Source organism: Alistipes sp. An66 (genome assembly GCF_002161445.1).
Lineage (GTDB): Bacteria > Bacteroidota > Bacteroidia > Bacteroidales > Rikenellaceae > Alistipes > Alistipes cottocaccae.
In genome coordinates this window covers 114,072-138,398 of the sequence record NZ_NFHT01000007.1, presented here as the reverse complement: position 1 = coordinate 138,398, position 24,327 = coordinate 114,072, and the positions used below count along the sequence as shown (strand labels likewise).

The 24,327-nt window shown below is 61.5% G+C and carries 23 protein-coding genes; 4 read left to right on the top strand and 19 right to left on the bottom strand.

Features of this window, described 5'->3' with window-relative positions:
- Window positions 1-129: 129 nt before the first annotated feature.
- From B5G16_RS06830 to B5G16_RS06775, 12 genes are all read right to left on the bottom strand, one after another.
- Window positions 130-1,677: a histidine kinase gene (locus tag B5G16_RS06830; RefSeq protein WP_087262547.1), complete on the bottom strand. Its 1,548-nt coding sequence runs from the start codon at window positions 1,675-1,677 to the stop codon at window positions 130-132.
- A gap of 52 nt (window positions 1,678-1,729) precedes the next feature.
- A complete protein-coding gene (locus tag B5G16_RS06825) occupies window positions 1,730-2,149 on the bottom strand; it encodes a nuclear transport factor 2 family protein (protein ID WP_087262544.1) in 420 nt (139 codons plus the stop codon).
- A 3-nt stretch (window positions 2,150-2,152) separates the two neighbouring features.
- Window positions 2,153-2,887, bottom strand: a complete 735-nt coding sequence (locus tag B5G16_RS06820; RefSeq protein ID WP_087262542.1) for an SDR family NAD(P)-dependent oxidoreductase — start codon at window positions 2,885-2,887, stop codon at window positions 2,153-2,155.
- Between the two features lie 141 nt (window positions 2,888-3,028).
- Window positions 3,029-3,469 (bottom strand): deoxycytidylate deaminase, encoded by a 441-nt coding sequence (locus tag B5G16_RS06815; RefSeq protein ID WP_087262539.1) that lies wholly within the window; start codon window positions 3,467-3,469, stop codon window positions 3,029-3,031.
- Between the two features lie 296 nt (window positions 3,470-3,765).
- Window positions 3,766-7,068, bottom strand: coding sequence for a preprotein translocase subunit SecA (gene secA, locus B5G16_RS06810; protein ID WP_087262537.1), 3,303 nt, complete (start codon window positions 7,066-7,068; stop codon window positions 3,766-3,768).
- A gap of 105 nt (window positions 7,069-7,173) precedes the next feature.
- Window positions 7,174-8,115, bottom strand: a complete 942-nt coding sequence (locus B5G16_RS06805; protein WP_087262535.1) for a hypothetical protein — start codon at window positions 8,113-8,115, stop codon at window positions 7,174-7,176.
- Between the two features lie 7 nt (window positions 8,116-8,122).
- Window positions 8,123-9,586, bottom strand: a complete 1,464-nt coding sequence (locus B5G16_RS06800) for an MBOAT family O-acyltransferase (protein WP_087262533.1) — start codon at window positions 9,584-9,586, stop codon at window positions 8,123-8,125.
- A gap of 121 nt (window positions 9,587-9,707) precedes the next feature.
- Window positions 9,708-10,679, bottom strand: a complete 972-nt coding sequence (locus tag B5G16_RS06795; RefSeq protein WP_204228045.1) for a DUF2851 family protein — start codon at window positions 10,677-10,679, stop codon at window positions 9,708-9,710.
- 2 nt (window positions 10,680-10,681) lie between these two features.
- Window positions 10,682-11,002 carry a metal-sulfur cluster assembly factor gene (locus B5G16_RS06790; protein WP_087262530.1) on the bottom strand — a complete coding sequence of 107 codons (321 nt, stop codon included), beginning with the start codon at window positions 11,000-11,002 and terminating at the stop codon, window positions 10,682-10,684.
- Window positions 10,999-11,445, bottom strand: a complete 447-nt coding sequence (locus B5G16_RS06785) for a SufE family protein (protein ID WP_087262528.1) — start codon at window positions 11,443-11,445, stop codon at window positions 10,999-11,001. The genes B5G16_RS06790 and B5G16_RS06785 overlap by 4 nt, the downstream gene beginning before the upstream one ends.
- A gap of 52 nt (window positions 11,446-11,497) precedes the next feature.
- Entirely contained in the window at window positions 11,498-13,066 is a 1,569-nt protein-coding gene (locus B5G16_RS06780; protein WP_087262576.1) for an alkaline phosphatase family protein, read from the bottom strand.
- Between the two features lie 26 nt (window positions 13,067-13,092).
- Window positions 13,093-14,058, bottom strand: coding sequence for a GSCFA domain-containing protein (locus B5G16_RS06775; RefSeq protein ID WP_087262526.1), 966 nt, complete (start codon window positions 14,056-14,058; stop codon window positions 13,093-13,095).
- A gap of 34 nt (window positions 14,059-14,092) precedes the next feature.
- On the opposite strand from B5G16_RS06775, the gene ispE reads away from it, so the two are divergent.
- The gene (ispE, locus tag B5G16_RS06770; RefSeq protein WP_087262524.1) at window positions 14,093-14,905 is read left to right on the top strand and encodes a 4-(cytidine 5'-diphospho)-2-C-methyl-D-erythritol kinase; all 813 of its coding nucleotides are present in this window, start codon (window positions 14,093-14,095) and stop codon (window positions 14,903-14,905) included.
- Window positions 14,906-14,918: 13 nt separating this feature from the next.
- Here the strand turns inward: ispE and rpiB are convergent, their stop codons facing one another.
- Window positions 14,919-15,362, bottom strand: a complete 444-nt coding sequence (gene rpiB, locus B5G16_RS06765) for a ribose 5-phosphate isomerase B (RefSeq protein WP_087262522.1) — start codon at window positions 15,360-15,362, stop codon at window positions 14,919-14,921.
- A gap of 179 nt (window positions 15,363-15,541) precedes the next feature.
- Between rpiB and B5G16_RS06760 the strand changes: the two genes are divergently transcribed.
- A complete protein-coding gene (locus tag B5G16_RS06760) occupies window positions 15,542-15,910 on the top strand; it encodes a YbaN family protein (protein ID WP_087262573.1) in 369 nt (122 codons plus the stop codon).
- A gap of 60 nt (window positions 15,911-15,970) precedes the next feature.
- On the opposite strand, the gene B5G16_RS06755 is transcribed toward B5G16_RS06760, so the two are convergent.
- The 3 genes from B5G16_RS06755 to typA form a co-directional block, all read right to left on the bottom strand.
- Window positions 15,971-16,612, bottom strand: a complete 642-nt coding sequence (locus B5G16_RS06755) for a DUF4377 domain-containing protein (protein ID WP_087262520.1) — start codon at window positions 16,610-16,612, stop codon at window positions 15,971-15,973.
- 166 nt (window positions 16,613-16,778) lie between these two features.
- On the bottom strand, window positions 16,779-17,093 hold the full coding sequence (locus B5G16_RS06750) for a hypothetical protein (RefSeq protein WP_087262518.1): 315 nt from the start codon (window positions 17,091-17,093) through the stop codon (window positions 16,779-16,781).
- Window positions 17,094-17,115: 22 nt separating this feature from the next.
- Window positions 17,116-18,915, bottom strand: coding sequence for a translational GTPase TypA (gene typA, locus B5G16_RS06745; protein ID WP_087262516.1), 1,800 nt, complete (start codon window positions 18,913-18,915; stop codon window positions 17,116-17,118).
- Between the two features lie 81 nt (window positions 18,916-18,996).
- On the opposite strand from typA, the gene aroB reads away from it, so the two are divergent.
- Together aroB and B5G16_RS06735 are read left to right on the top strand one after the other, a co-directional pair.
- A complete protein-coding gene (gene aroB, locus B5G16_RS06740) occupies window positions 18,997-20,013 on the top strand; it encodes a 3-dehydroquinate synthase (protein ID WP_087262514.1) in 1,017 nt (338 codons plus the stop codon).
- A gap of 163 nt (window positions 20,014-20,176) precedes the next feature.
- Window positions 20,177-20,611, top strand: coding sequence for a DUF3997 domain-containing protein (locus B5G16_RS06735; RefSeq protein WP_087262571.1), 435 nt, complete (start codon window positions 20,177-20,179; stop codon window positions 20,609-20,611).
- A 172-nt stretch (window positions 20,612-20,783) separates the two neighbouring features.
- Here B5G16_RS06735 and B5G16_RS06730 read toward each other — a convergent pair whose 3' ends face one another.
- The 3 genes from B5G16_RS06730 to B5G16_RS06720 form a co-directional block, all read right to left on the bottom strand.
- Window positions 20,784-22,067, bottom strand: coding sequence for a malic enzyme-like NAD(P)-binding protein (locus tag B5G16_RS06730; RefSeq protein ID WP_087262512.1), 1,284 nt, complete (start codon window positions 22,065-22,067; stop codon window positions 20,784-20,786).
- Window positions 22,068-22,404: 337 nt separating this feature from the next.
- Entirely contained in the window at window positions 22,405-23,412 is a 1,008-nt protein-coding gene (gene ruvB / locus B5G16_RS06725; RefSeq protein ID WP_087262510.1) for a Holliday junction branch migration DNA helicase RuvB, read from the bottom strand.
- Between the two features lie 99 nt (window positions 23,413-23,511).
- Window positions 23,512-24,222: a NigD1/NigD2 family lipoprotein gene (locus B5G16_RS06720; protein ID WP_087262567.1), complete on the bottom strand. Its 711-nt coding sequence runs from the start codon at window positions 24,220-24,222 to the stop codon at window positions 23,512-23,514.
- Between the last annotated feature and the right edge of the window lie 105 nt (window positions 24,223-24,327).

The window sequence follows — 24,327 nt, the reverse complement described above, 5'->3', positions numbered from 1 at the left end:
TTTTTTATTATTGCCGTTTTCTTGCGGGCACAAAACCCGCACGATGCAATAATAAAACATATTTGTCGATTTGGGAAATACAAATCGTTGAATGCCCGAATCGGAGGCGTGAATGGCGCAAAAAGCGGATTATTCCTCGGCATGCAGGAGCGGGAGCCGGCATCGGAAGACTCCTTCGCGGGTTGAGATCGAGATGTTCTCGTCGGTATAGAACCGATATATCGATCGGATTCGTTCGAGTCCTACGCCGAGCGATTCTGGGTTTTCGTTGCTGCGCGGCGTGAAGTTGTTCTCGATGAGGATGGCCTCCTCTTCGGTGCGGATGCGGATGCGGAGCGGATTTCGGGCGGAGATGCTGTTGTGTTTTACGGCGTTTTCCACGAGGGTTTGCAGGCTCATCGAGGGGATCCTGCGTTTGAGGAGCGCGGGGTCGACCGTGATGGAGAGTTCGAGACACCCGCCGAATCGGATCTTTTGCAGGGCGTGGTACTGTTCGGTGAATTCGAGTTCTTCGGACAAGGTCGAGAGGATCTGTTTGCGGCGTTCGAGCACGCGGCGGTAGACGCGTGAGAGGGTGATTGTGAATTCGCGGGCCTGCTCGGGGTTGCAGCGGATCAGGGCATAAAGCGAATTGAGCGAGTTGAAGAGGAAATGGGGGTCGATCTGGTCGATAACCTGTTGGAGTTGGAGTTGTGCGGACTCCTGTTCGGAGAGGCGGCGCAGGGCGTACTCCCGTTGCCATCGGCGTTGAGCCACGATAAGCAGTGCAGCGAAGAAGAGTACGGAGATGACGGCCGTGAGGATGGTGTAGAAGTGGAATTCGTCGATCTCCTGTTCGATGACGAGCCGGGGTATCCCGATTCCGGCGACCCATCGCTGCCCGGCCAGCCGGATGGGGTAGTAGATTCGTTGTTCGTCGACGCCGAGGTAGTCGGAGAAGATGTCGACGATGATGCTCCGTCCCGTTCCGAGAACTTCCCGGAAAGCTTCGATTTCCCGTTTGTCCGTGATTTTGCTTCCCAGACGGAGGCTGTCCGGATGGTAGACGATCCGTCCTGCGGGGTCGAGCAGGGTTGCGGAGCTTCGGCTGTGGGGGTTTTGTTCGGTTATGTGGGTGTAGAGAGCCGGCAGCGGGTAGTCGATTCCGCAGATGCAGCGGTTTCCCGCGGCGTCGCGGAGCGAGCAGGTGAGCACCCAGACGCGGATTCCCGCCCGTTCGACAATCGAGCTGCGCACCGTGTCGGAGGGGGCATCGGCGGCGGTTTCGTCGCAGAGCCCGAAGAGCTTCGGATTGCGGATCTCGATGGTCCGGGGCTCCTCGTTGCGGGAGTATCTGCGCAGGATCGCGTCGCCGGGGCGGGTGAACCAGATGGCGTCGGCCTTGGGGTCGACTTCGAGCAGGGTGGCGGTCAATACGCGCAGTTCAGCCTCCGAAGCTTCGGCCTGGCGGTGCAGGAACCGGGCCGAGGCGGCCAGAACCTCTTCCGTGCGGTCGAACTCGGCCTGCAACAGCAGACAATGCGATTCGCTGATCTGTGTAACGACGCGGTCGCTCATCTGTCCGGCCCGGCGGTTGATGATTCGTCCGGTGACGAAGACCCCGGCGACGAGCAGAACGAGCAGGACGGCGCCCGAGATGAGCAGTCGTTCGCGATGGGTATGTTTTTTTCGGAGCATTGTCGTTGTTTGGAGGGGCGGAGGGAGGGTTTCCCGGTCCGGGGATCGTTTTTCAGAACCAGTTTTTTTCGGTTTCGGAGGTTTCGGGAGCCTCTTCGGCATAGGGATCGTAGTGCGGGATGCGGCATCCGTATTCTTTCAACGCGGCAATCCGCTCTCCGCGCCACTCGATGACCGATACTCCGTCGAAACGCTCCGTCCGGCCGTCGTTCATGCGGTCCTCGAAGTACCATTCGACGATGCTCCGGTCATCCGTGTGGGTGAATCTTCGGATCTCCCACGCGATGACCCGCCCGCGAGTGTTCCATTCCCGGAACCAATGGCCGACGGCCTGACTCCCGCGGTATTCGGGTCCCCAACTTTCGGTGTAGATGCAGTCGGGGGTGAAAATCGCCCCGATTGCCGGTTTCTCCCTGCGGAGCCACATGTCGAACCAGCGCCGGATCCGGCATTCGCGATCCTTCGTATCCATTTTTCAGGCTTTCTGTCGGATCTTCAACCGCTCCCACAGCCATTGCGGAATCAGTTTCCAGAAGAAGACGAAGAGAGCATAACGGCGGTCGATCACGACCCGTCTGCGGGGTTTGCGCAACACCTGCATGATTCTGCGGGCGACCTTTTCGGTCTTCATCAGCATGGGATAGTGCCCCTTTTCGGAGAGCAGGGGTGTTGCGACGAATCCCGGGCGGATGTCCGTGAAACGGATTCCGTATCCATCCATGCGGGCGAGTTGTGCGAGGGCGTCGATATAGGTGTTCTGCATGCGCTTGGTAGCCGAGTAGGCGGGTGCGGATCCGAGCCCTTTGGTTCCGGCGATCGAGCTGATGACGGCGATGTGCCCGCCCCCGAGGCTGCGGAAATACCCGAATGCGGCGACGACCATCCGCACGAAACCCTCTCCGTTGGTACGGAGGGTCGCGAGTTCGATTTCGGGATTCAGGTCGGTGTTGCGGCTTCCGATTCCGGACGAATGGAAGTAGATATCCATGCCTCCGAGCCGTTCGATGAGCCGTCCGAGGTGTTCGGGGGCATCGTCGCGGGTGATGTCCAGGGGTTCGATTTCGACTTGTCCGGGGGCTTCGTTGCGGAGTGCTTCGAGGGCTTCGATCCGACGCCCTGCGGCACCGACGCGCCACCCTTCGCGGATGCAGAGGCGGGCGGTTTCGAGCCCGAGTCCGGAGGTGGCTCCTACGATGACGATCCGTTTCATGGCGAACAGGTTTTCGGTTTTCTCCGGACAAGATACGACATGTCTTCGGGATTTGCAACTCCGGGCCGGGAGAATCCGCACTCCTCCAAAGTAAAAGCCCCGCAGGGCAGGGCTTTCCGGAGCGTTTCGAACGGCGTCGGTCTATCCGAGTTCGTCGGATTTGTACTGCACGCATTCGATACCCACGCGGCGCAGGAGGTCGAGTCCCTCCTCCGAACGGTAGTCGTCCGAATAGACCACACGGCGGATTCCGGCCTGGATGATGAGCTTCGAACACTCGATGCAGGGTGCGGCGGTGATGTAGAGGGTCGAACCGTCGCAGTTGTTGGCGGACTTGGCGACCTTCGTGATGGCGTTTGCCTCGGCGTGGAGGACGTAGGATTTGGTTTTTCCGGTTTCGTCCTCGCAGATGTTCTCGAACCCCGAAGGGGTGCCGTTGTATCCGTCGGAGATGATCATCTTGTCCTTGACGATCAGCGCTCCGACCTTGCGGCGGACGCAGTATGAGTTTTCGGCCCAGATGCGCGCCATGCGGAGATAGCGCAGGTCGAGTTGGTGCTGTTTCTCTTCCTGATAACCCATAGGTCTTTGGTTTGTCGGTTTTATGAATAGACCCGGAAGGCGCATTTCCGCGGCCTTCCGGATCACTTTTATTCGGTTGAAGGAGCCTCTCCCCAAAAAGGGGCAACGGAGATTCAGAACCCCGTTGCGGCTCTATCCCGGGTTTGGGTTGGCAGGGCCGCTGACGACCAGAACCCCGTTGCGGCCCCATCCCCCATAAAAGGGTTTTCTTAAAGCCCCGTAGGGCAACGGAGATTCAGAACCCCGTCAAGCTTCCATTCCCCCATAGAAGGGCTTTCTTAAAGCCCTTAAAGCCCTTAAAGCCCTTTGCCGTGGCAGTTTTTGTATTTCTTGCCGCTGCCGCAGGGACAGGGATCGTTTCGTCCGACCTTCTTCTCGACGTGCAGAGGCATGGGTTTCTGCCGCTCCTGCTGCCCGGCCTGCGCTGCGGCCTGCATGCGGGATGCCTGCAACTTGTTGACGTCGACCCTGGCGCGGCGTTCGCGCTCCATCTGTTGCCGCTTGGCCTCCTCGGCGTTCTGCTCGCGGACGGGGATGTAGGCCTTGTCGAGGATCGAGAGAACCTCGCGGTTGACCTTGATGAGCATCTTCGAGAAGAGCCCGAAGGATTCGAACTTGTAGATCAGCAGCGGATCCTTTTGCTCGTAGGTAGCGTTCTGGACGCTCTGGCGCAGGTCGTCCATCTCGCGCAGATGCTCGCGCCATGCGTCGTCGATGGTGGTGAACATGACGACTTTGGAGAAGACCTTGTAGATCTCGGCGCCGTCGGACTCCTGGCATTTGCGCAGGTTCACGGGGATGTTGTACCCGAGATGCCCGTCGGTGATCGGGAAGTAGATGTTCGAGTCGAGCTGATCCTTGCGGTCCTCGTAGATGCGTTCCATGACGGGCCGCACGGTGTCGGCGACGGCTTTGGCGCGGCGGGCGTAAGCCTCTTTGAGGGCCTTGACGATGGCCTCGACCAGCTCCTGGGGTTTGGCGTTTTCGTAAGCGGCCTCGTCGAGTGCGGGCTCCACGGCGACCTGACGGATCAACTCCATGCGGAACTCCTCGTAGTCGATGCCGCGGCACTCCTCGACGAAGTTGTCGGCGAAGTCGTACATGATGTTGTTCAGGTCGATCTCGATGCGCTCGCCGTAGAGTGCGTGGCGGCGGCGGGTGTAGATGACCTCACGCTGGGAGTTCATCACGTCGTCGTATTCGAGCAGGCGCTTTCGGATTCCGAAGTTGTTCTCCTCGACCTTCTTCTGTGCGCGCTCGATGGCCTTGGTCATCATGCCGGCCTGAATGACCTCGCCCTCTTTCAGCCCCATGCGGTCCATCATGGTGGCGATGCGCCCCGATCCGAAGAGACGCATCAGGTCGTCTTCGAGCGATACGAAGAACTGCGACGATCCGGGGTCGCCCTGACGTCCGGCACGGCCGCGCAGCTGGCGGTCGACACGGCGGCTTTCGTGACGCTCCGTGCCGATGATGGCCAGACCTCCGGCTTCCTTGACTTCGGGCGTGAGCTTGATGTCGGTACCGCGGCCGGCCATGTTCGTTGCGATGGTCACCTGTCCCGAGCGTCCGGCTTCGGCGACGACCTGTGCTTCCAGAGCGTGCTGCTTGGCGTTGAGGACGTTGTGCTTGATTCCGCGGAGTTTGAGCATGCGGCTCAACAGCTCGGAGATCTCCACCGAGGTGGTGCCCACGAGCACCGGACGACCCTCGCCGACCAGACGGACGATCTCCTCGATGACGGCGTTGTACTTTTCGCGCTTGGTCTTGTAGATGAGGTCCTGACGGTCGTCGCGGATGACGGGGCGGTTCGTGGGGATGACCACGACGTCGAGTTTGTAGATGCTCCAGAACTCCGAAGCCTCGGTTTCGGCCGTACCGGTCATACCGGCCAGCTTGTGGTACATGCGGAAGTAGTTCTGCAAGGTGATGGTCGCAAAGGTCTGCGTGGCGGCCTCGACCTTGACGTGCTCCTTGGCCTCGATGGCCTGGTGCAGGCCGTCGGAGTAGCGGCGTCCTTCGAGGATACGTCCGGTCTGCTCGTCGACGATCTTGACCTTGTTGTCCATGACGACGTACTCGATGTCCTTCTCGAACATGGCGAAGGCTTTGAGCAGCTGGATCACCGTATGCACGCGCTCCGACTTGACGGCGTAGTCGTTGATCACGGCGTCGCGCTTTGCGGCCTTCTCTTCGGGCGAGAGGGCTGCCTTTTCGAGTTCGGCGACCTCGGCCCCGATGTCGGGCAGGACGAAGAAGCCGTCCTCGTTGAAGTATTTCGAGAGCACCTCATGCCCCTTGTCGGTCAGTTCGACGGAGTTGAGCTTCTCGTCGATGACGAAGAAGAGGTCGTCGGTGATCTCGGGCATGCGGCGGTTGTTGTCCTGCATGTAGACGTTTTCGGTCTTCTGCATGAGGGCCTTGACACCCTGCTCCGAGAGGTATTTGATCAGGGGTTTGTACTTCGGGAGCCCCTTGTGCGCGCGGTAGAGCTTGATGCCGCCCTCCTCGGTCTTTCCGGCCGAGATGAGCTGCCGGGCCTCGGCCAGGAGCTGCGTGACGAGGTTCTTCTGCAAGTTGTAGAGGTGGTCGATCGAGGGGCAGTACTGCTCAAACAGCTGGTCGTCGCCCTTGGGCACGGGTCCGGAGATGATCAGCGGGGTGCGGGCGTCGTCGATCAGCACCGAGTCGACCTCGTCGACGATGGCGAAGTGGTGCTTGCGCTGCACGAGGTCCTTGGGCGAGGAGGCCATGTTGTCGCGCAGGTAGTCGAAGCCGTACTCGTTGTTCGTACCGAAGGTGATGTCGGCCATGTAGGCCTTGCGGCGGGCGTCGGAGTTGGGCTGGGTGTCGTCGATGCAGGCGACGGACAATCCGTGGAACTCGTACATCGGGCCCATCCACTCGGAGTCGCGCTTGGCCAGATAGTTGTTCACCGTGACCATGTGCACGCCCTTTCGTGCCAGGGCATTGAGGAATACGGGCAGCGTGGCGACGAGGGTTTTTCCTTCACCCGTAGCCATTTCGGCGATCTTGCCCTGGTGGAGCACCACGCCGCCGAAGAGCTGGACGTCGTAGTGGATCATGTCCCACTTGATGTCGTTGCCGCCGGCCATCCAGTGGGTGGCATATATGGCCTTGTCGCCGTCGATGGTGACGAAATCCTTCGTTGCGGCGAGTTCGCGGTCGAAGTCGTTGGCCGTGACGACGACGGTTTCGTTCTGCGCGAAGCGTCGTGCGGTGTCCTTCATGATGGCGAACGCCTCGGGGAGGATGCGGTCGAGGATCTCCTCGATCTTGTCGTCGATGCGTTTGGTCGTTTCGTCGATCTCCTTGGAGATCTTCTCCTTTTCGTCGAGCGAGGTTTCGGGCTTTTCGAGCACGGTCTTCAACTCGACGATGCGGGCTTCGTCCCCGGCGATGAAGTCGGCGATCTGCTTTTTGAGGTTTTCGCTGCGGGCGCGGAGCTCGTCGTTGGAGAGGGCTTCGATCGACGGGTAGACGGCCTTGATCTTTTGCAGATAGGGTTCGATCAGTTTGCGGTCCTTGTCGGCTTTCGAGCCGAAGAGGGCTTTGATGATACTGGCAACTATATCCATGGCTGTTTCTGATATTTTTTCATGTTCGGTTGTAAATCCTACAAAAATAGTAATAATTTTTTGAATTTTATCCGGATAGCGGTTCCGGAACGGGTTTTTTTCGAATTATTTTGCAGGCAAAGGGTCTTCGGCGATCTCGTCGTCGAGGATGCGGATGAGTTTCCGTCCTCCGCGGTCGTAGTTGAGGTGCGAGGCGTTGAAGAAGTCGTCGGCCGTGAACCGCCTGTCCTTCAACAGGTCCACATAGCGGACGTTGGGGAATTCCCGGGCCAGCGATGTTCCGATCTCCCGGGTGAGGGATACGATCTCTTCGGAGAGGTGTTCGTAGTAGGTATGCCAGGCCGGCGGGGTGTAGAGCACCACCCGGATGCCGCGTTCCGCGCAGTCGGCGGCGATGTGCCGCAGCACTTCGCGGTTGTGGGTCATGTCCTCCGGCTTGAAGCGCGAATGATTCTTTGCGACATCTTCGGCCGCGCGTTGATCCCAGTCCGGGAGCCGGTTGTCGAGGCGTGCCATGTAGGATCCGAATTCGTCCTGTGGAATGTTTCCTTCGGCGAGGGAGTCTTCCGACGCGAGTGCGTGTTTCAGATAGCGGAACGCCTGCGCGGGGTAGGCGATGATGCACCGCTCCTTGAAGGCGTACCACGGAACGGGGAGTTCGTAGTTGATCGTGTAGAAGGGTACGCGCCATTGTTCGCCCTCCTTGCGCAGCCGGTGGTGTATGCTCCAACACGAGAGCGGGACCGTCACGGCGCGCAGCGACGTGAGCCGGTCGGCGTATTTCTCCCACAATTCCAGATCGCGGTCGAGCGGCTGTCCGTGGTAGGCGAGGTTGAACCCCCGGAACTTCGAGGCGTGGAAGTCGAGTCCGTAAAAGGCGTGCGAGAGTCCCAGCGAGAGGACTTCGATCTGCGGGGCATGCTCCTCCATGTAACGGGCCTTGTATGCGAGTTGGTGGGGGATGGACCGCAGCCCCCATTCCGCGCCGACGGCTGCGACGGCCGCGGGGAGCGCGAACCGGAGAATGCGTAGCAGGAATCGGTTCATGGCGGGGTCAGAATTGGAAATAGATGAACGTCTGCTGCTGGGCGTGCATGATGTAGATGCCCAGGATCAGCAGGTAGTAGATGGCGTATCGTACGCTTCGGCGGCGGATATGGGCCGGGCCGGTCAGTTGAAGCCCGTGTTCGCGAGCGCGCTGGAACCACTCGACCGCCAGCAGGATCACGACGCCGATGGCTGCATGGATTCCGGGCGATTCGCAGCTGCTGCCGAGGGCTACGCGGTTGAGGATCGCCGGGGAGAAGATCCTCCGGATGTAGAGCCAGGCATCGCCGATGGTCTCGGCGCGGAAGATGATCCATCCCACGACCGCCAGCGAGAAGGTTCCGGCCATGCGGCATGCGTCTTTGGCCGACGGGAGGATTCGCCCGGCGGCGATTTCACCGGTGTAGCGGCGGTTGCGCCCCGAGAGGATCAGCGGCAGGAAGAGCAGCGCATGGTAGGCGCCCCAGGCGACGAAGGTCCAGTTTGCGCCGTGCCAGAATCCGCTGACGAGGAAGATGATCAGCGTGTTGCGGAACACCATTCCTTTCGATCCGCGGCTTCCGCCCAGCGGGATGTAGATGTAGTCGCGGAACCACGTGGTGAGCGAGATATGCCAACGGCGCCAGAATTCGGCGATGTCGCGGGAGAAGTACGGGTAGTGGAAGTTGCGCATGAGGCTGAATCCGAAGAGCCGCGAGATTCCGATGGCGATGTCGGAGTATCCCGAGAAGTCGCCGTAGATCTGGAACGAGAAGGCTACGGCGCCGATGATGAGGGCTCCTCCGGAGAGGTTTTCGAAGTTCTCGAAGATGCTGTTGGCGAGGATGGCGCAGTTGTCTGCGACGACGATCTTCTTGAAGAAGCCCCATAAAGCCTGGCGCAGTCCGTCCACAGCTTGTGCGGTGTCGAAGGTCCGGGGGCGCAGGAATTGCGGCAGGAGGTTCGTGGCGCGCTCGATGGGTCCGGCGACCAGCTGCGGGAAGAAGGAGATGAAGGCGAAGAAGGCGACGATGTCGCGGGTCGGGGGGAGCTTCTCGCGATAGACGTCGATCGAGTAGCTCAGGGCCTGGAAGGTGTAGAACGAGATGCCGACGGGCAGGATGATCCGCAGCAACAGACTGTCGTAGTCGGTGATTCCGAACAGTTCGGCGAACGATGCCACGAAGAAGTCGTAATACTTGAAGAGGCCGAGGATTGCGAGGTTCAGGAGGATGTTTCCCGCATTGACGGCCCGGGCCCATCGTCTTTTTCCCTGCTGGCGGTAGTGCCCGATGATCAGTCCGCTGGCGTAGCTGCACAGCGACGTGAATGCGATGAGCAGGAGGAACCGCCAGTCCCACCATCCGTAGAAGAGGTAGCTGGCCCCGACGACGAACAGGTTCTGCACGCGCAGGTTGCGGTTGAAGACGAACCAGTAGAGCAGGAAGACGGCCGGGAGAAAGAGCGCGAATTCAAACGAATTGAAAAGCATGGGTGTGAGCACAATAAATACGGCAGATCTCCGGGTTGCGGGATTGCCGTCGGAAGCGGGATGACGTGCAAAAGTAGTTATTTTTCCGGGAAAGTCAAAATCTCTGATTCCCGGCGCCTTGTCATTTTTCGGGGGACATTCCGGCGATTCTTCGTCCGACGGGGCATTGGGCGCAGCGCTGTGCGGCGCAGTACTCCGTGGCGAGTTGCAGCAGTGCCTGGCTTTCGAAGGCGTTGCGGGGCTTCACGCCGGCCGCCGTCCATTCGCGCATGTAGCGGTTGTCCTCGGCCGGGAGGCGTTCGAGGAGCGAGAGCGCACTGTCGCGCAGCCGATCGTTGGCGACGTAGCTTCCGTAGGCGAATTGCAGCACGACGACGAGGTTGATGCCGATGATGTTTGCCTTGAAGGCTCCGATGCGCTTCGGCCGCGGATCGCTTTCGGCGCCGGGGATGAAGTGCGTGCGCCAGTACTCCGAGGCTTCGATGCCGAAGAGCGTGCGCACCTCCTCCTCGGAACGGCAGGCCATGGTGCGGTCCATGAGGAATTCGTCCTGTGCGAAGAACTCCGCGGCCTGTGCCAGCCGCAGGACGGGGTGGTTGGCGGGACGCACCTCCGACAGAGCCCATACGGAGGGGTCCAGCGGCCGGATTTCGTACTTTGCGGCCAGATGTTCGAAGTTGCGGCGGAGGTTGAGCGTGTATTCGTCGTTGCGGTAGAGGTCGAGCAGCCCCGATGCACCGAATAGCATCGCCTCGACGGCGTGCGGGACCCTGCGTTCGCGCAGGACGGTCTTGTAGGGGACCCTGCGTGCGAGTTCGAGGTAGGCCTCCTGGTTGCGGCGGTCGCCGAGCGTGCGGAAATAGAGCAGGTAGAAGGTCTGGTTCCAGTTTTCGGCGGCCTCGGTGCGGAGCGCCTCGACCATGCGCATCTTGCGGCGGAGGCGGTCGAAGACCAGCGACGTGAGGATTTCGGTACGGCGGAGCGGTTCGAGAGCCGCGAGGTACCCGCCGCAGGCGTGCTCTCCGGCCCGAGCTTCGAGCCTCCGGATTGTGCGCTGTGCGGGGTCGTCGGCCGTTATCCTCGTCTTCTCCATCGTCAGAGCATGTTGAGTTCGAGCAGCGCCTCTTCGGACATCATGCTCTTGTCCCAGACGGGGTCGAACGTGAGGATGACGTTCACCGACTTCACGCCCTTGACTTTGGCCACCTGGATGTTGACATCCTCGACGAGCATGTCGGCCATCGGGCAGTTCGGGGCCGTGAGGGTCATGCGGATCGAGGCCACGCCGTCGGGGGTGTAGTCGATTTCGTAGATCAGCCCCAGATCGTAGATGTTCACGGGGATCTCCGGGTCGTAGATGTTTTTGAGCGTTGCGACGATCTGTTTTTCGACTTCGAGTATCTCTTCGGGTGTCATGCTGTTTCGTTTTTTTGGTGCTCGCCGGCTTCGGCCTTGGCCTCGAAGGCCAGGGCATAGAGCCGCATCTGCTTGATCATGGCCAGAAGTCCGTTCGCACGGGTGGGCGAGAGGTTTGCGCTCAATCCGATGGCGTCGATGAAGTAGAGTTCGGTGTCGAGGATCTCCTTCGGGGAGCGTCCGTTCAGCACGCGGATCAGCAGAGCGATGATTCCTTTGGTGATGATGGCGTCGCTGTCGGCGGCGAAGTAGACGCGGCCTCCGTCGAGGCGAGCGTCGACCCACACGCGGGACTGGCACCCCTGGATGAGGTACTGTTCGGTGCGGTGTTCGGGGGCGATCGGGGGTAGCGTTTCGCTCAATCCGATCAGGTAGTCGTATTTGTCGAGCCAGTCGTCGAATACCGAGAACTCCTCGATGATTTCATCCTGTACGCTGTCCATATCAATCCAGATTTTACAGAGCCGTTTTTTCAATTTTCGGACCATCCGGCGGTCAGGGCTCCACGATCTCTTCCAGCACGTTCCCCTCTGCGGCGGGGGGATCGGGGATCCCGGCCAGCCGGGCGAGGGTCGGGGCCACGGAGGTCATCTCCACGCGGCGGTTGACGCGCAGCGGTCCGGCGCCCTTTCCGTAGAAGAGGAGCGGCACCTCGGTATCGTACCCGTACATCGAACCGGACATCGACCAGCAGCGGTCGCGGACCTCGATCCACCCGGGCATCAGGTTGAGGATCACGTCGCCCGAGCGGCGCGGATAGAAGCTGTTCTGCATCCTGCGGGCGTATCCGCTTCCGAAGTAGCTCGTGCGCATGGCCGAGGCGGCCAGGGCGTGGGATACGCCGCTGAACTGCATGGCGAAGATAGCCACCTCGTTCTGCACCTCGGCGAGGTTCAATCCCCGCTCGTAAATGAGGTTGTGGTTGAGCCACAGACATTTGTCACTGTATGCCACGACCCAGTCTCCGGTTCCGTAACGGACGTTGAGGAATCCGTTGACGATCACTTCGAACTGACGGCTGTTGAAGCGTTCGGCCTCTTCCCGTCCGGCGTCGTAGGAGGGGCTGGTTCCGTGGTCCGACGTGAGGACGACCAGCGCGTTCTGGTCCTTGACCTGTGCGAAGAGGAAGGTCAGGAAGTCTGCCAGATCGCGGTCCAGCCGGTAGTACATGTCCTCGAGCTCGACCGATTCGGGTCCGTACGCTTCGGCGATGCGGCGCGGGGTGTCGAGACAGATGTTCAGCAGGTCGGGCGTGTCGTCGGCGCCGAGGCGGTACTGGGCGATGGCCTGTTTGGCGAGTCCCAGCACGGCGCTGTTTCCGGCCGGCGTGTAGAGCATGCGTTCGAAGTCGCCGGTCAGTTTCAGCCGAGCCGCACCGCTGCGCGCCCCGTCTTTCTTCGGGTTGCGCCCGGAGAGCACGATGTCGTTCCGGCGCGTGTTGAGGTAGCGCTCCTTTTCGAGCAGCGACCGCCATTCGAGTCCGATGTAGGAGAGGTTGTAGCGTTCGCGGTTGCTGCGGACGATCCACTCCGGGAGTTCGGCGGCGTAGTAGGGCGACGTCACCCAGTCGCAGCGCAGGGAGTCGAGCCAGAAGGCCATGCCGCCGCGTCCGGCCATCACGACGGCCGATGCGGCCTCGGCGGCGACCGTTACGGCCTGACTGCCTTCGGCCTGTTGCAGGAGGGTTTCGGCCAGCGTCGGGGCGATCCGGTGATAGGCTCCGGGGCCCTGGCGTCCGTCGGTGAGCTCCACGATGCGGTTGGTGGTGTAGTCGACCCAGCGGGGGCCGATCACGCCGTGTGTCGAGGGCATGGCACCCGTTGCGAGGGTGGCCAGCGACACGGGGGTCGTGGTTTGGAGGTAGTCGTAACGGGCGTCGGTATAGACCGTACCGCGTTCGGTGAGACGTCGGAATCCGCCTTCGCCGAAGTTGGCGGCGTAGCGGTCGAGGTCGCCGGCGCGCATCGAGCCGACTACGATCTGTACGATCAGCCGGGGCTGTGCCGGTGCGGTCCGGAATGCCGTCAGGGCGGCTATGAGGAGCAGAAAGAGACGTGTGTTCATCGTTGCGGTGTCAATGGCGCGCAAATTTACGAATTTATTTCGATACATTGTCGGAAAAGCGTGCTTTCCCGCTGAAAATCGACCTCAGGGATGGCCTCAATGCGTTCGAGCTGTCGGCGGCAGAAGGCGCGGTGGGCCTCGCCGTGCGGGTTTCGGGGCCGGTGTGCGGCAGCGGCGACGATCGCCTCGACTTCGGGAAGCAGCTGCCGGGCGCGGTCGTCGAGCGCTGTCTGGACGAACTTCTCCCAGACATAGGCGATGGCCTGCGGGGCGGGGTGGACCAGATCGCCGGCATAGAAGCGGTAGTCGCGCAGATCGTCGGTAAGGATCTCGAAGGCAGGGAAATAGTCGACGCACCGGAAGCTTTGCTTCAACTCTTCGACGGCCAGACGCAGCGTGGCCTTGCTGACGGCATTCCCTTCGAGTCCGTCGCCGAGGTGCCGTACGGGGCTGACCGTCAGCAGGATCTGTTTCCCGGCGAGGGGTCCTTCGAGGAGTGCGGCAATGGTCTCGACGATCTCCTCGACATCCAGCCGCCGTCTCGTAAATTCGGCGGCGGGACGACGGTGGCAGTTGGCGACGACCTCCCCTCCGCGTTCGTAGACCCACGCCGTGCCGAGGGTGAGGATCATGCGGTCGGCCGTGCGGAGCGCCGCGGCGCCGGCCTGCCGGGCGGCGTTCATGCGGCGCAGGGCTTCGTCGGCCGTCGGGGCCGAGAAGTCGCCGTGGAACCCGAAGTGATACCACACTTCGCCGTCGAAGCCCAGCTCTTCGCGGGTGACGGCTGCGGGGGCGGCATAGCTGCGGATCGCCGCCGCGATCGAGAGCGGGTTGAAGAGGATCCCCGAGGGATTTTCAATGACGCGGAACTTCGCGGCGGCGAGCCGTCCGGCGATGTGGGCGGCGAAGCACGACCCGAGGGTCAGGATGCGGTTGTCGTATCCGATGCGCACGGAGCGCGGCGCCGGTTCGATTTCGGTACGGAATTTCATACGGCAAAAATAGAAAAATTCCTATCTTTGTGGTATGATTCTACGGGCAAACTGCAAAATAAATTTGGGTCTGGACATCCTGTGCCGCCGGGCCGACGGCTACCACGATCTGGAAACCGTGATGTTCCCCGTGCGGGGGCTGTATGACGACGTGGAGGTCGTGCGCACCGACGCTCCGGGCGTGGCGTTCCGCGCCGAGGGGCTCGCTGTGGATTGTGCGGCCGAGGACAACATTTGCCTGAAAGCCTTCCGCCTGATGCACGACCGCTACGGCGTGGACGGGGTGCGGATCCGGCTGGTGAAGCGCGTGCCCTTCGGGGCCGGGCTGGGCGGCGGATCGTCCGACGCCACGGCGGTGGTGCTGGCGCTCGACGAACTCTTCGCGCTGGGGCTCTCCGAGAAGGAGCTGATCGCCCGCGCCGCCGAATTGGGAAGCGATACGGCCTTCTTCGTGAGGAACACGCCGCAATTATGTACCGGACGGGGTGAAGTGATGGAGTCTTTCCCGCTGGATTTGAGCGGCATGACGCTCGTGGTGGTGAAACCCGCCGAGAGCGTCTCGACCCGTGAGGCCTATGCCGGCGTGCGGCCCCGGGTGCCGGAGGTGCCGTTGTCCGAACGTTTGCGGCGTCCCGTCGGGGAGTGGCAGGGCGTGGTGACCAACGATTTCGAGGAGTCGGTCTTCGCGGCGCACCCCGCGATCCGGGCTGTCAAGGAGCAACTGCTTGCCGCCGGGGCGCTCTATGCCTCGATGTCCGGAAGCGGCTCGGCCCTCTTCGGACTCTTCGCCGGGCACGGAAAAGGCGAGGAGCTGAAAGCCCTCTCGCCCTTCGTCTTCGAGATCTGATTCTTCTTATTTTTTATTTCTCGTCCGGAACCGGAATCTTGGCGATCCGGTTGGCGTGGCGGCCCCCCTCGAACTGCGCCGCAAAGAATGCATCGAGCATCTGCACCGCTTCGTCGTTGGTGATGAACCGCGCCGGGAAGACGATCACGTTCGCATCGTTGTGGCGTCGGATCAGCGTCGCGATTTCCGGATCCCAGCAGAGACCCGCCCGGATACCCCGGTGCTTGTTCAGCGTGATGGCCATCCCTTCGCCCGAGCCGCACAACGCCACGCCCAATGCCACTTCACCCTTCTCCACGGCTTCGGCCAGCGGGTGCGCATAGTCGGGATAGTCGACGCTTTCGGGCGAATGTGTTCCGAAATCCAGCACCTCGTGGCCCATCGCGTCGAGGTAGCCTACCAGAAATTCCTTCATTTCATAGCCGGCATGATCGCAGGCAATACCGATTTTGCTCATCGTATCTCGTGTTTTTGGTTCTCTTTCCGACAAAGTTAACGAAAATATCGCTCCGGGCGTGTTCCGAAACGGTAAAATTTGACTTTTAGGCTGAAATTCGAAGACTTTCGGAACGAAATGACCCCCGAAAAGTGCCTTTTTCGTTTGCTGCGGCACGCTCCTTTTCCTATTTTTGCGTCGTGAAAACACTGTTCGTCGTGCTCGGAGCGCTGTCGCTCCTGCTGGGACTGGTCGGCATCTTCGTGCCGCTGCTTCCCACCACGCCCTTCCTGCTGCTGGCCGCGGCGCTTTGGGTGCGCTCCTCCCCGAGGCTCTACGCCTGGCTGCTGGCACACCGACGGCTGGGACCCTACATCCGCAACTTCCGCGAAAACCGCGCCATCCCGCTCCATGCCAAGATCCTCTCCGTCATGCTGCTCTGGGCCACGCTGCTCTACTGCATCTTCTTCGTCGTGAACGCGTGGTGGTGGGCGCAGCTGGCCCTGTTGGCCGTGGCCGTCGGCGTCACATGGCACATCCTCTCGTTCGCAACCCTGCGGAAAGAGTAGGGAACGGTCGTCTCGGAACATGGCGGCAAACCGTGCTTCGGCCGCCTTTTCCCGAGAGATTTACTCCGGAAGCCCTTCGGATTCCTTCTCTTCGTCCGAAAGCGTCTCCTTCAACCGGTATTTGACCCGCCAGCCATTCTCGTCGTCGGCCGCGGCGCTTTCGTCGAAGAGGGCGACGGGCTGGATCCGCAGCCGATATTCGTGCCCGGGCGTGAAGCCGAACCCCTCGATCTCCCACGGGAAAATTTGCCACAGCGCATCCTCTCCGTAGCGCAAGTCCCGGATCCAGTAGGCGGACGCTTCTCCGGCGGGACGCCCGGAGGCGACGAGCACCTCGCATTCGGGGCTGAGCGTCAGCGGGTCGACCGGCATCTCGGCGGGAGTGCGCGAAAGCAGCTCCTCCATCGTATAGCGCTTGTCCGACGCATCGGCAGGCGGGTTGGCGATCGGGTCGATCCTTACGCGCAGGGTCGTCTGGATACCCCGCTCGAAGGTGAAGCCCTCGATCCGGGCCGCCGTGGTCGTCCACGAGGCGTTCTCGCCCTTGCGGACGATGTAGGCCGGGACGTGCCCGAAGCCCATGGTGATGCCCGCCACGCCTTTCTCGGGCGCGATGGTCCAGATCTCGGTACGGGATTCGTCGTCGTTGTCGCAGGAGCCCAGCGTGAAGGGCAGCAACAGGAAAAGAAGAAGTCGTTTCATGGTTCCTGGTTTTTTGAGTGTGAGGTTTTCATGAAAAAAACGCTTCGGATGCCGCAATACTGCATGGAAACACAAAAAAAATACTTCGTATGTCGCAAAACAGCATGAAAACACAAAGAACGGGCCGAAGTCCGTTCTTTTGTGTTTATCCGCATCACCCCTCCCGCTATCCCAGGTAGTGCTCCGCGACGCTGAGGAGGAAGCCCAGCAGCACGGCGTTGAGCAGCATCGGGATCAGCCGGTTCTCCTTGCCCGAGCCGATCGTCGCCGAGGGGATCGTGAGCATCAGCGCCACGCCCATGCCGTCGGCCCACCAGGGCAGGTAGGGCAGGTCGCTGTAAAAGACGATCACCCCGGCGAAGAGGTAGGCCAGGAAGACCGCACAGCAGTTCCGGACCGAGGCCTTGCGGGCCACCATCGGCAGGACGGCCACCGCGCCGGCAATGGCTCCCGTGGCGAGCGACAGCGTGAAATGGTTCATCGTTCCAACCCCTCCCCGGTCGCTATTTGGCCGCGCGCTTGCGGTCGTTCTCGTTCAGCAGGATCTTCCGCAGACGCATGGCGTGCGGCGTAACCTCCACGTATTCGTCGTCCTGGATGTATTCCAGCGCCTCTTCGAGCGTGAAGATCTTCGGCGGCACGATCACCGCCTTGTCGTCCGAACCCGAGGCCCGCATGTTGGTCAGCTGCTTCGACTTGGTGACGTTCACCGTGATGTCGTTCTGCCGCGTGTGCTCGCCGATGACCTGTCCCTCGTAGACCTGCTCCATCGGGCTGATGAAGAAGCGCCCGCGGTCCTGCAACTTGTCGATCGAGTAGGCGTAGGCCGTGCCCGTCTCGCCCGAGATGATCGAACCGTTGGTCCGCATCTCGATCTCGCCGACCCACGGCTCGAAATCTTTCAGGCGGTGCGTCATGATCGCCTCGCCGGCCGTCGCCGTGAGCATGTTCGAGCGCAGCCCGATGATGCCCCGCGACGGAATGTCGAATTCCAGCCGCGTGCGCTCGCCGTCCGAAGCCATGTTCGTGAGCGTCCCCTTGCGGCGCGTCACCAGGTCGATGACCGTTCCCGAGCACTCGTCCGGGCAGTCCACGGTCATCTCCTCGATCGGCTCGCACTTCTTGCCGCCGATCTCCTTGATGATCACGTGCGGCTGGCCCACCTGCAACTCGTAGCCCTCGCGGCGCATCGTCTCGATGAGCACCGAGAGGTGCAGCACGCCGCGTCCGTAGACGATGAACGAGTCGGCCGACGGCCCCGGCGTCACGCGCAGCGCGAGGTTCTTCTCCAATTCGCGGTCCAGACGCTCCTTGATGTGGCGCGAGGTGACGTATTTGCCGTCCTTGCCGAAGAACGGCGAGTTGTTGATCGTGAAGAGCATCGACATCGTCGGCTCGTCGATGGCGATCGGCGGCAGCGGCTCCGGGTTCTCGTAGTCGCAGATCGTGTCGCCGATCTCGAACCCCTCGATGCCCATGATCGCGCAGATCTCCCCGCACGGAACCTCCTCGACCTTCTTCTTGCCCAGACCCTCGAAGACCATCAGGTCGCGGATCTTCGTCTTCTGCATCGTCACGCCGTCGCGCTTGGCCAGCGTGACGTTCTGGCCCGCCTTCAACGAACCGCGCGTCACCTTCCCCACGGCGATGCGCCCCGTGTAGGAGGAGTATTCGAGCGACGTGATGAGCATCTGCGGCGTCCCCTCGACCTGCGCCGGCTCGGGGATCTCGTCGATGATCGCGTCGAGCAGCGGCACGATCGAGTCCGTGCGTTCGTTCCACTTGTGCGACATCCATCCCTGCTTGGCCGAGCCGTAGATCGTCTTGTAGTCCAGCTGCTCTTCGGTGGCGTTGAGCGAGAACATCAGGTCGAAGACCTGCTCGTTGACCACCTCCGGACGGCAGTTCGGCTTGTCCACCTTGTTGACCACCACGATGGGCTTCTTGCCCAGCGCCAGCGCCTTCTGCAACACGAAGCGCGTCTGCGGCATCGTCCCTTCGAAAGCGTCCACCAGCAGCAGCACCCCGTCGCACATGTTCAGCACGCGCTCCACCTCGCCGCCGAAATCGGCGTGGCCCGGCGTGTCGATGATGTTGATCTTGTAGTCCTTGTAGATCACCGAGACGTTCTTCGAGAGGATCGTGATCCCCCGTTCGCGTTCCAGATCGTTGTTGTCCAGAATCAGGTCGCCCGTCTGCTGGTTGTCGCGCAGGATGTGCCCCGCGAGAATCATCTTGTCGACGAGCGTCGTCTTCCCGTGGTCGACGTGGGCGATGATCGCAATGTTGCGCAGTTTTTGCATAAATATGTATTTTGTCGTGCAAAGGTAACAATTTCTCCGGAAAATATACTACATTTGCTTACTTCTTAAAAAAGTTAAATAATGAAACCCGCATTCAACGTCCGCCAACAGAGCGAGGTCTACATCGGTTCGGCCGCCGAGATATTGCCGGAACTCCTCCCGCAGGGGCGCGTCGTCGTCGTCTCCGACGCCACCATCGACCGCCTCTACCACCCGCTGCTGGCCAAATACGACTCCGTGCTGATCGGTACGGGCGAGAGCATCAAGACCTTGCAGACCGTCGAGACCCTCTACCGCCGCTTCATCGAACTCGGCGTCGACCGCTCGACCTTCGTGCTCGGAATCGGCGGCGGAATCGTCACCGACGTCGCCGGGTTCGCCGCCTCGACCTACATGCGCGGGCTGCCGTTCGGATTCATCTCCACGACCCTGCTGGGACAGGTCGACGCCTCGGTCGGCGGCAAGAACGGCGTGAATGTCGACGGTTACAAGAACATGGCCGGGACCTTCACCCAGCCGCAGTTCGTCGTCTGCGACCCCTCGCTGCTGCGCTCGCTGCCCGACCGCGAATTCCGCGCCGGGCTCGCCGAGGTGGTCAAGGCCGCGATCATCGCCGATGCCGACCTCTTCGGGCGCATTGAACAGACCTCGTTCGAGACGCTCCGCACCGATACCGACCTGCTTTCGGATGTCATCTCGGCAGCCATCCGCGTCAAGGCCGATATCGTGGAGTACGACGAGAAGGAGTCCGGCGAGCGCCGCAAGCTCAACCTCGGGCATACGCTGGCCCACGCCATCGAGAAGTCCTCGAACCGCATGAACCACGGCGAAGCCGTCGCGGTCGGTACGGCGCTGATCGCCGGCGCGGCCGTGAAGCTCGGCGTGTTGAAGGAGGAGGAGCGGCAGCGCATCGCGGAGGTACTTTCGCGCCTGGGGTTCGACCTCACGCCGCCCGTGGAGATAAAACGCCTCTTGAAGGAAGTCGGAAAGGACAAGAAAAACGAGGACGGCATGCTGCGGATCGTCCTGCCCGTGGGCATCGGCGACTGCGAGGTCCGGAAAATGGCGCCCGCGGAGTTTGCCGCCCTCTTCGCATAGGATGTTTGTGCTGTCCCTTCCGTGGTGAAGCCCGATGCTCCGTCCCTGCCGCCGCTCCGCCACCCCTGTCCCGGCGGAATGGCATCCGCGTTCTCTCCCTTGATGCATGGAGGCTCTCCCTTTTCATAAACTGGGGCTCTCCCTTTTCATAAAAATAGTGCGCATGAAACTCGTTGTCCCGCTCCTCGTCTTGTTGTTGCCCCTGCTGTCGGGTTGCGGCTTCGTATATGAACGGCATCTGGTCGGAAACTACTACCTGATAGCGGTCGATACCAGGGAGGATATGGATGTGTGTTATCATCGGCAGGGAGATGTGGAGGCTCCCTATACGGGAATAACCGGGGCGGGAGTTTATGAAGTGGGGTATGACGATGACTTTATTCTTGTCAAGGCATACCGCGCTTTGAGGGACACTACGGGTATCCCCTTGCCGCGCTATGATCGGAGTGTCACCGAATATTACATCATCCCCGTGAACAATGCACAAGAGGCGTGGGAGGCGCAGGAAAACAAATTCGGGGCCTTCGGAAAAGAGGACTTTGACGTGATGCGGAAAGAACTGGGTGTGCCGGACGACATCGTTTTCTGGCGACCCTAAATTATGAACGGAGCGTGATGTCGTCTGCGGCGTCTTCCGTTTGAGGCATTGCCCGTTTGAGGCTCCTTCCGCAGCGGGCAATGCCCCGGCGGAACGGGTCGGAGCCTGTTACGGAAAAGGCCATCGGTTCCTGCCGATGGCCTTTTTCGATTCCTTATTCTCCTGCTGCGGGTCAGCGGTGGGCGTATTTCCGTTCCAGCTCCGCCGCGTAGGCGTCCCAGTCGGTGATCGGCCGGCGGGCGACACCCGACTCCACGGCGGCGCGCGCCACGGCCGTCGAGACCCGGGTCAGCAGCCGAGGGTCGAGCGGCTTGGGAATCAGGTAACTGCGGCCAAACTCCATCTGTTCCACGCCATAGGCTTTCCGTACCGATTCCGGAACCGGCTCGCGCGTCAGGTCGGCCAGTGCATGGGCTGCGGCGAGTTTCATCGCCTCGTTGATCTTCGAGGCCCGCACGTCCAGCGCCCCGCGGAAGATGTAGGGGAAGCCCAGCACGTTGTTCACCTGGTTCGGGTAGTCGGAACGCCCCGTGGCGAAGATGATGTCCGGACGGGTATTCATGGCCGTTTCGTAGGCGATTTCCGGGTCGGGATTCGCCAGTGCCATGACGATCGGGTTGGGGGCCATCGTGCGCAGCATCTCGGGTTTCAGCGTGTCGGCCTTCGAGACTCCGAGGAAGACGTCGGCGTCCTGCACGGCCTCGGCCAGCGTCGAGATCTTGCGCGTCGTGGCGAACTCCCGTTTCATGTGGTTGATGTCCGAACGGTAGATCGTCACGACTCCGTGGCTGTCGCACAGCGTCACGTTGCCGTGGCGGACGCCCAGCGCCACGAACAGCTTCGCACACGCGATCGCCGCCGCACCGGCTCCGTTGACCACCACGCGCAGCTGCGAAAGCTCCTTCCCGGCGATCTTCGCACCGTTCAGAAGCGCTGCCGACGAGATGATCGCCGTGCCGTGCTGGTCGTCGTGCATGAGCGGGATGTCCAGCTCCTCGCGCAGCCGCGTCTCGATCTCGAAGCACTCCGGAGCCTTGATGTCCTCGAGGTTGATGCCCCCGAAGGTCGGGGCGATGGCCTTCACCGCGCGGATGAACTCCTCGGGGTCGGTGGCGTCGACCTCGATGTCGAAGGCGTCGATCCCCGCGTAGGTCTTGAAGAGCATGCTCTTGCCCTCCATGACCGGTTTGGCGGCCAGCGGGCCGATATTGCCCAGGCCCAGTACGGCCGTGCCGTTCGAAATCACGGCAACGAGGTTGCCTTTGCCCGTATATTCGTAGACGTCGTCGGCACGGGCCGCAATCGCGCGCGACGGTGCCGCCACGCCCGGCGAGTAGGCCAGCGAGAGGTCATAGGGGGTTTGGTAGGGCTTGGTGGGCACGATTCCGATCTTGCCGGGGTGCCCTTCGCGGTGGTAGCGCAGCGCCGCTTCGTCGAGTTTCGATTTGGTATCCATCCTGTTTGCCGTTTTTTTTGAAGTATTGGTTATCTCTGTCTGACTAACGGCAAATATAGGGAAATTATCGTGCGAATACTAAATATTTTTAGATTTTTTGACAAATTTTTTAGGAATTCAGGCCCGGAAGGAGCTCCGCTTCCCGAAATGAACGACTCCGGGCGCATATTGAACACCTGTGCCCCTTCTTCGATGTCGTTGTGCGGTCCGCCTGCCCATGAAAAAGCCCCGTGCGTGCCGGGGCGGACGGATGTTCGGAGGGGCGGATCGGGAAACGTGTTCCGCCCGTTGCCCCCCCCCTCCCGGATCAGAAGAGCGTTGTCCCCCCCCCTCCGGATCAGAAGAGCGTCGCGTCGCCGCCGCCCGGAGCGCCGAAGCCCAGGTGCTCCCACGCCAGCGGCGTCGCCTCGCGGCCCCGCGGGGTGCGCTTCAAGAAGCCCTCCTTGATCAGGAACGGCTCGTAAACCTCCTCGATCGTTCCGGCCTCCTCGCCGACGGCCGTGGCGATTGTGTTCAGACCCACGGGTCCGCCGTTGAACTTCTCGATGATCGTCCCGAGGATCTTGTTGTCCATGTGGTCCAGCCCCCGCGAGTCGATGTTCAGCGCCGAGAGCGCCACCCGCGTGATCGGCAGGTCGATATGCCCCTCGCCCTTGACCATGGCGAAGTCCCGCACGCGCCGCAGCAGCGCGTTGGCGATACGCGGCGTGCCGCGCGAACGCAGGGCCACCTCGCGCGCTGCATCGTCGTCGATCGAGACGTCGAGAATCCGCGCCGAACGCCGCACGATTCCCGCAAGGACCCCGGCGTCGTAGTATTCCAGATGACACTGGATCCCGAAGCGCGCCCGCAGCGGCGAGGTGAGCAGTCCGCTGCGCGTCGTGGCGCCGATCAGGGTGAAGGGCGCCAGCTCGATCTGGATCGAACGCGCCGAGGGACCCTTGTCCAGCACGATGTCGATCTTGAAGTCTTCCATCGCCGAGTAGAGGTACTCCTCGACGATCGGGCTCAACCGGTGGATCTCGTCGATGAAGAGCACGTCCCCCGGGTTGAGGTTCGTCAGCAGCCCCGCCAGGTCCCCCGGCTTGTCCAGCACCGGACCCGACGTCACGCGCAGCTGCGCCCCCATCTCGTTGGCGATGATGTTCGCCAGGGTCGTCTTGCCCAGTCCCGGAGGACCGTGCAGCAGCACGTGGTCGAGCGAGTCGCCGCGCATGAGCGCCGCCTTGATGAAGACCCGCAGGTTGTCGACGATCTTCTCCTGTCCGGCGAAGTTCTCCAACTCCTGCGGACGGATCCGGTTCTCGAATTCGAGATCGCTTTCGGTATTGCGTACGATGGACATGGCACAAAGATACGCTTTTTCGGCGAATCCTGCGCCGACCGATACAAAAAATCCGGCCCGCAGCGTCTGCGGACCGGACCGGCTGCCGGCCGGGAGCGGCTACTCCTCCCGCGGCAGGTCGAGTTTCAGCTCCATGTTGCCGTTCTCGCGCGTCGGAATCAGCAGGTTGATACCCGTTTTGCCTTCGAGCTCCGCGGCCAGCGGCGTCACGTCGAACGACACGTAGTATCCCCGGTCGTAACCCCGGGCGTCGCCGCCGTCATCGTGCAGCACCACCACGTTGAGGTACTTCTCGTCGTTGTTCTCGAACTCCGTCGTGCCGCTCTTGTCCACGGCCAGCGTGAACGTGTGGCGCGAATTGTCGTATGCCGCGTAGAGCGCATGGAAGGTCAGCCACTCGCGCGAGAGATTGAACGTCCCCAGCGTATAGCCCGTCCTGGCGTCGCCCAGCTCTTCGAGGCGCGCGGCGTCCTCCACGACCTCCGACGTCCCCGTGTAGATCTCCTCCACGGCGTAGAGCGCTATATTATAGCGGTAGCCCGGGACCGTCTCGTTGAGCAGCGAGAACCAGATGATCGCCCGCTGTTTCGTGCCGTCGTCCGCAGGCCGGTAGCCCGGGACCCGCGTCTTGTCGCTCGGGTAGAGCTTGTCGCCGTTGTCGCGCTGGAAGCAGTAGTCGCCTCCGTCGAGCGGGCAGACCGTCGTGATGAGCGGGTAGTTCGTCGGGTAGTCCCCTTCGTCATCGTTGCAGGAGACGAAGCCCAGCGTCATCACTATCCCCGCGAGGAGGAATAAACCGAATTTTTTCATGATTTCCATATTTTGTGTTACCTTTCGCTCTTAAAACGAACCTGGGGCGGAAATACTGCGCGGCGAAGAAAAATTTTTCGCCTTCGCGCAGTCTTTTGCCCCCGG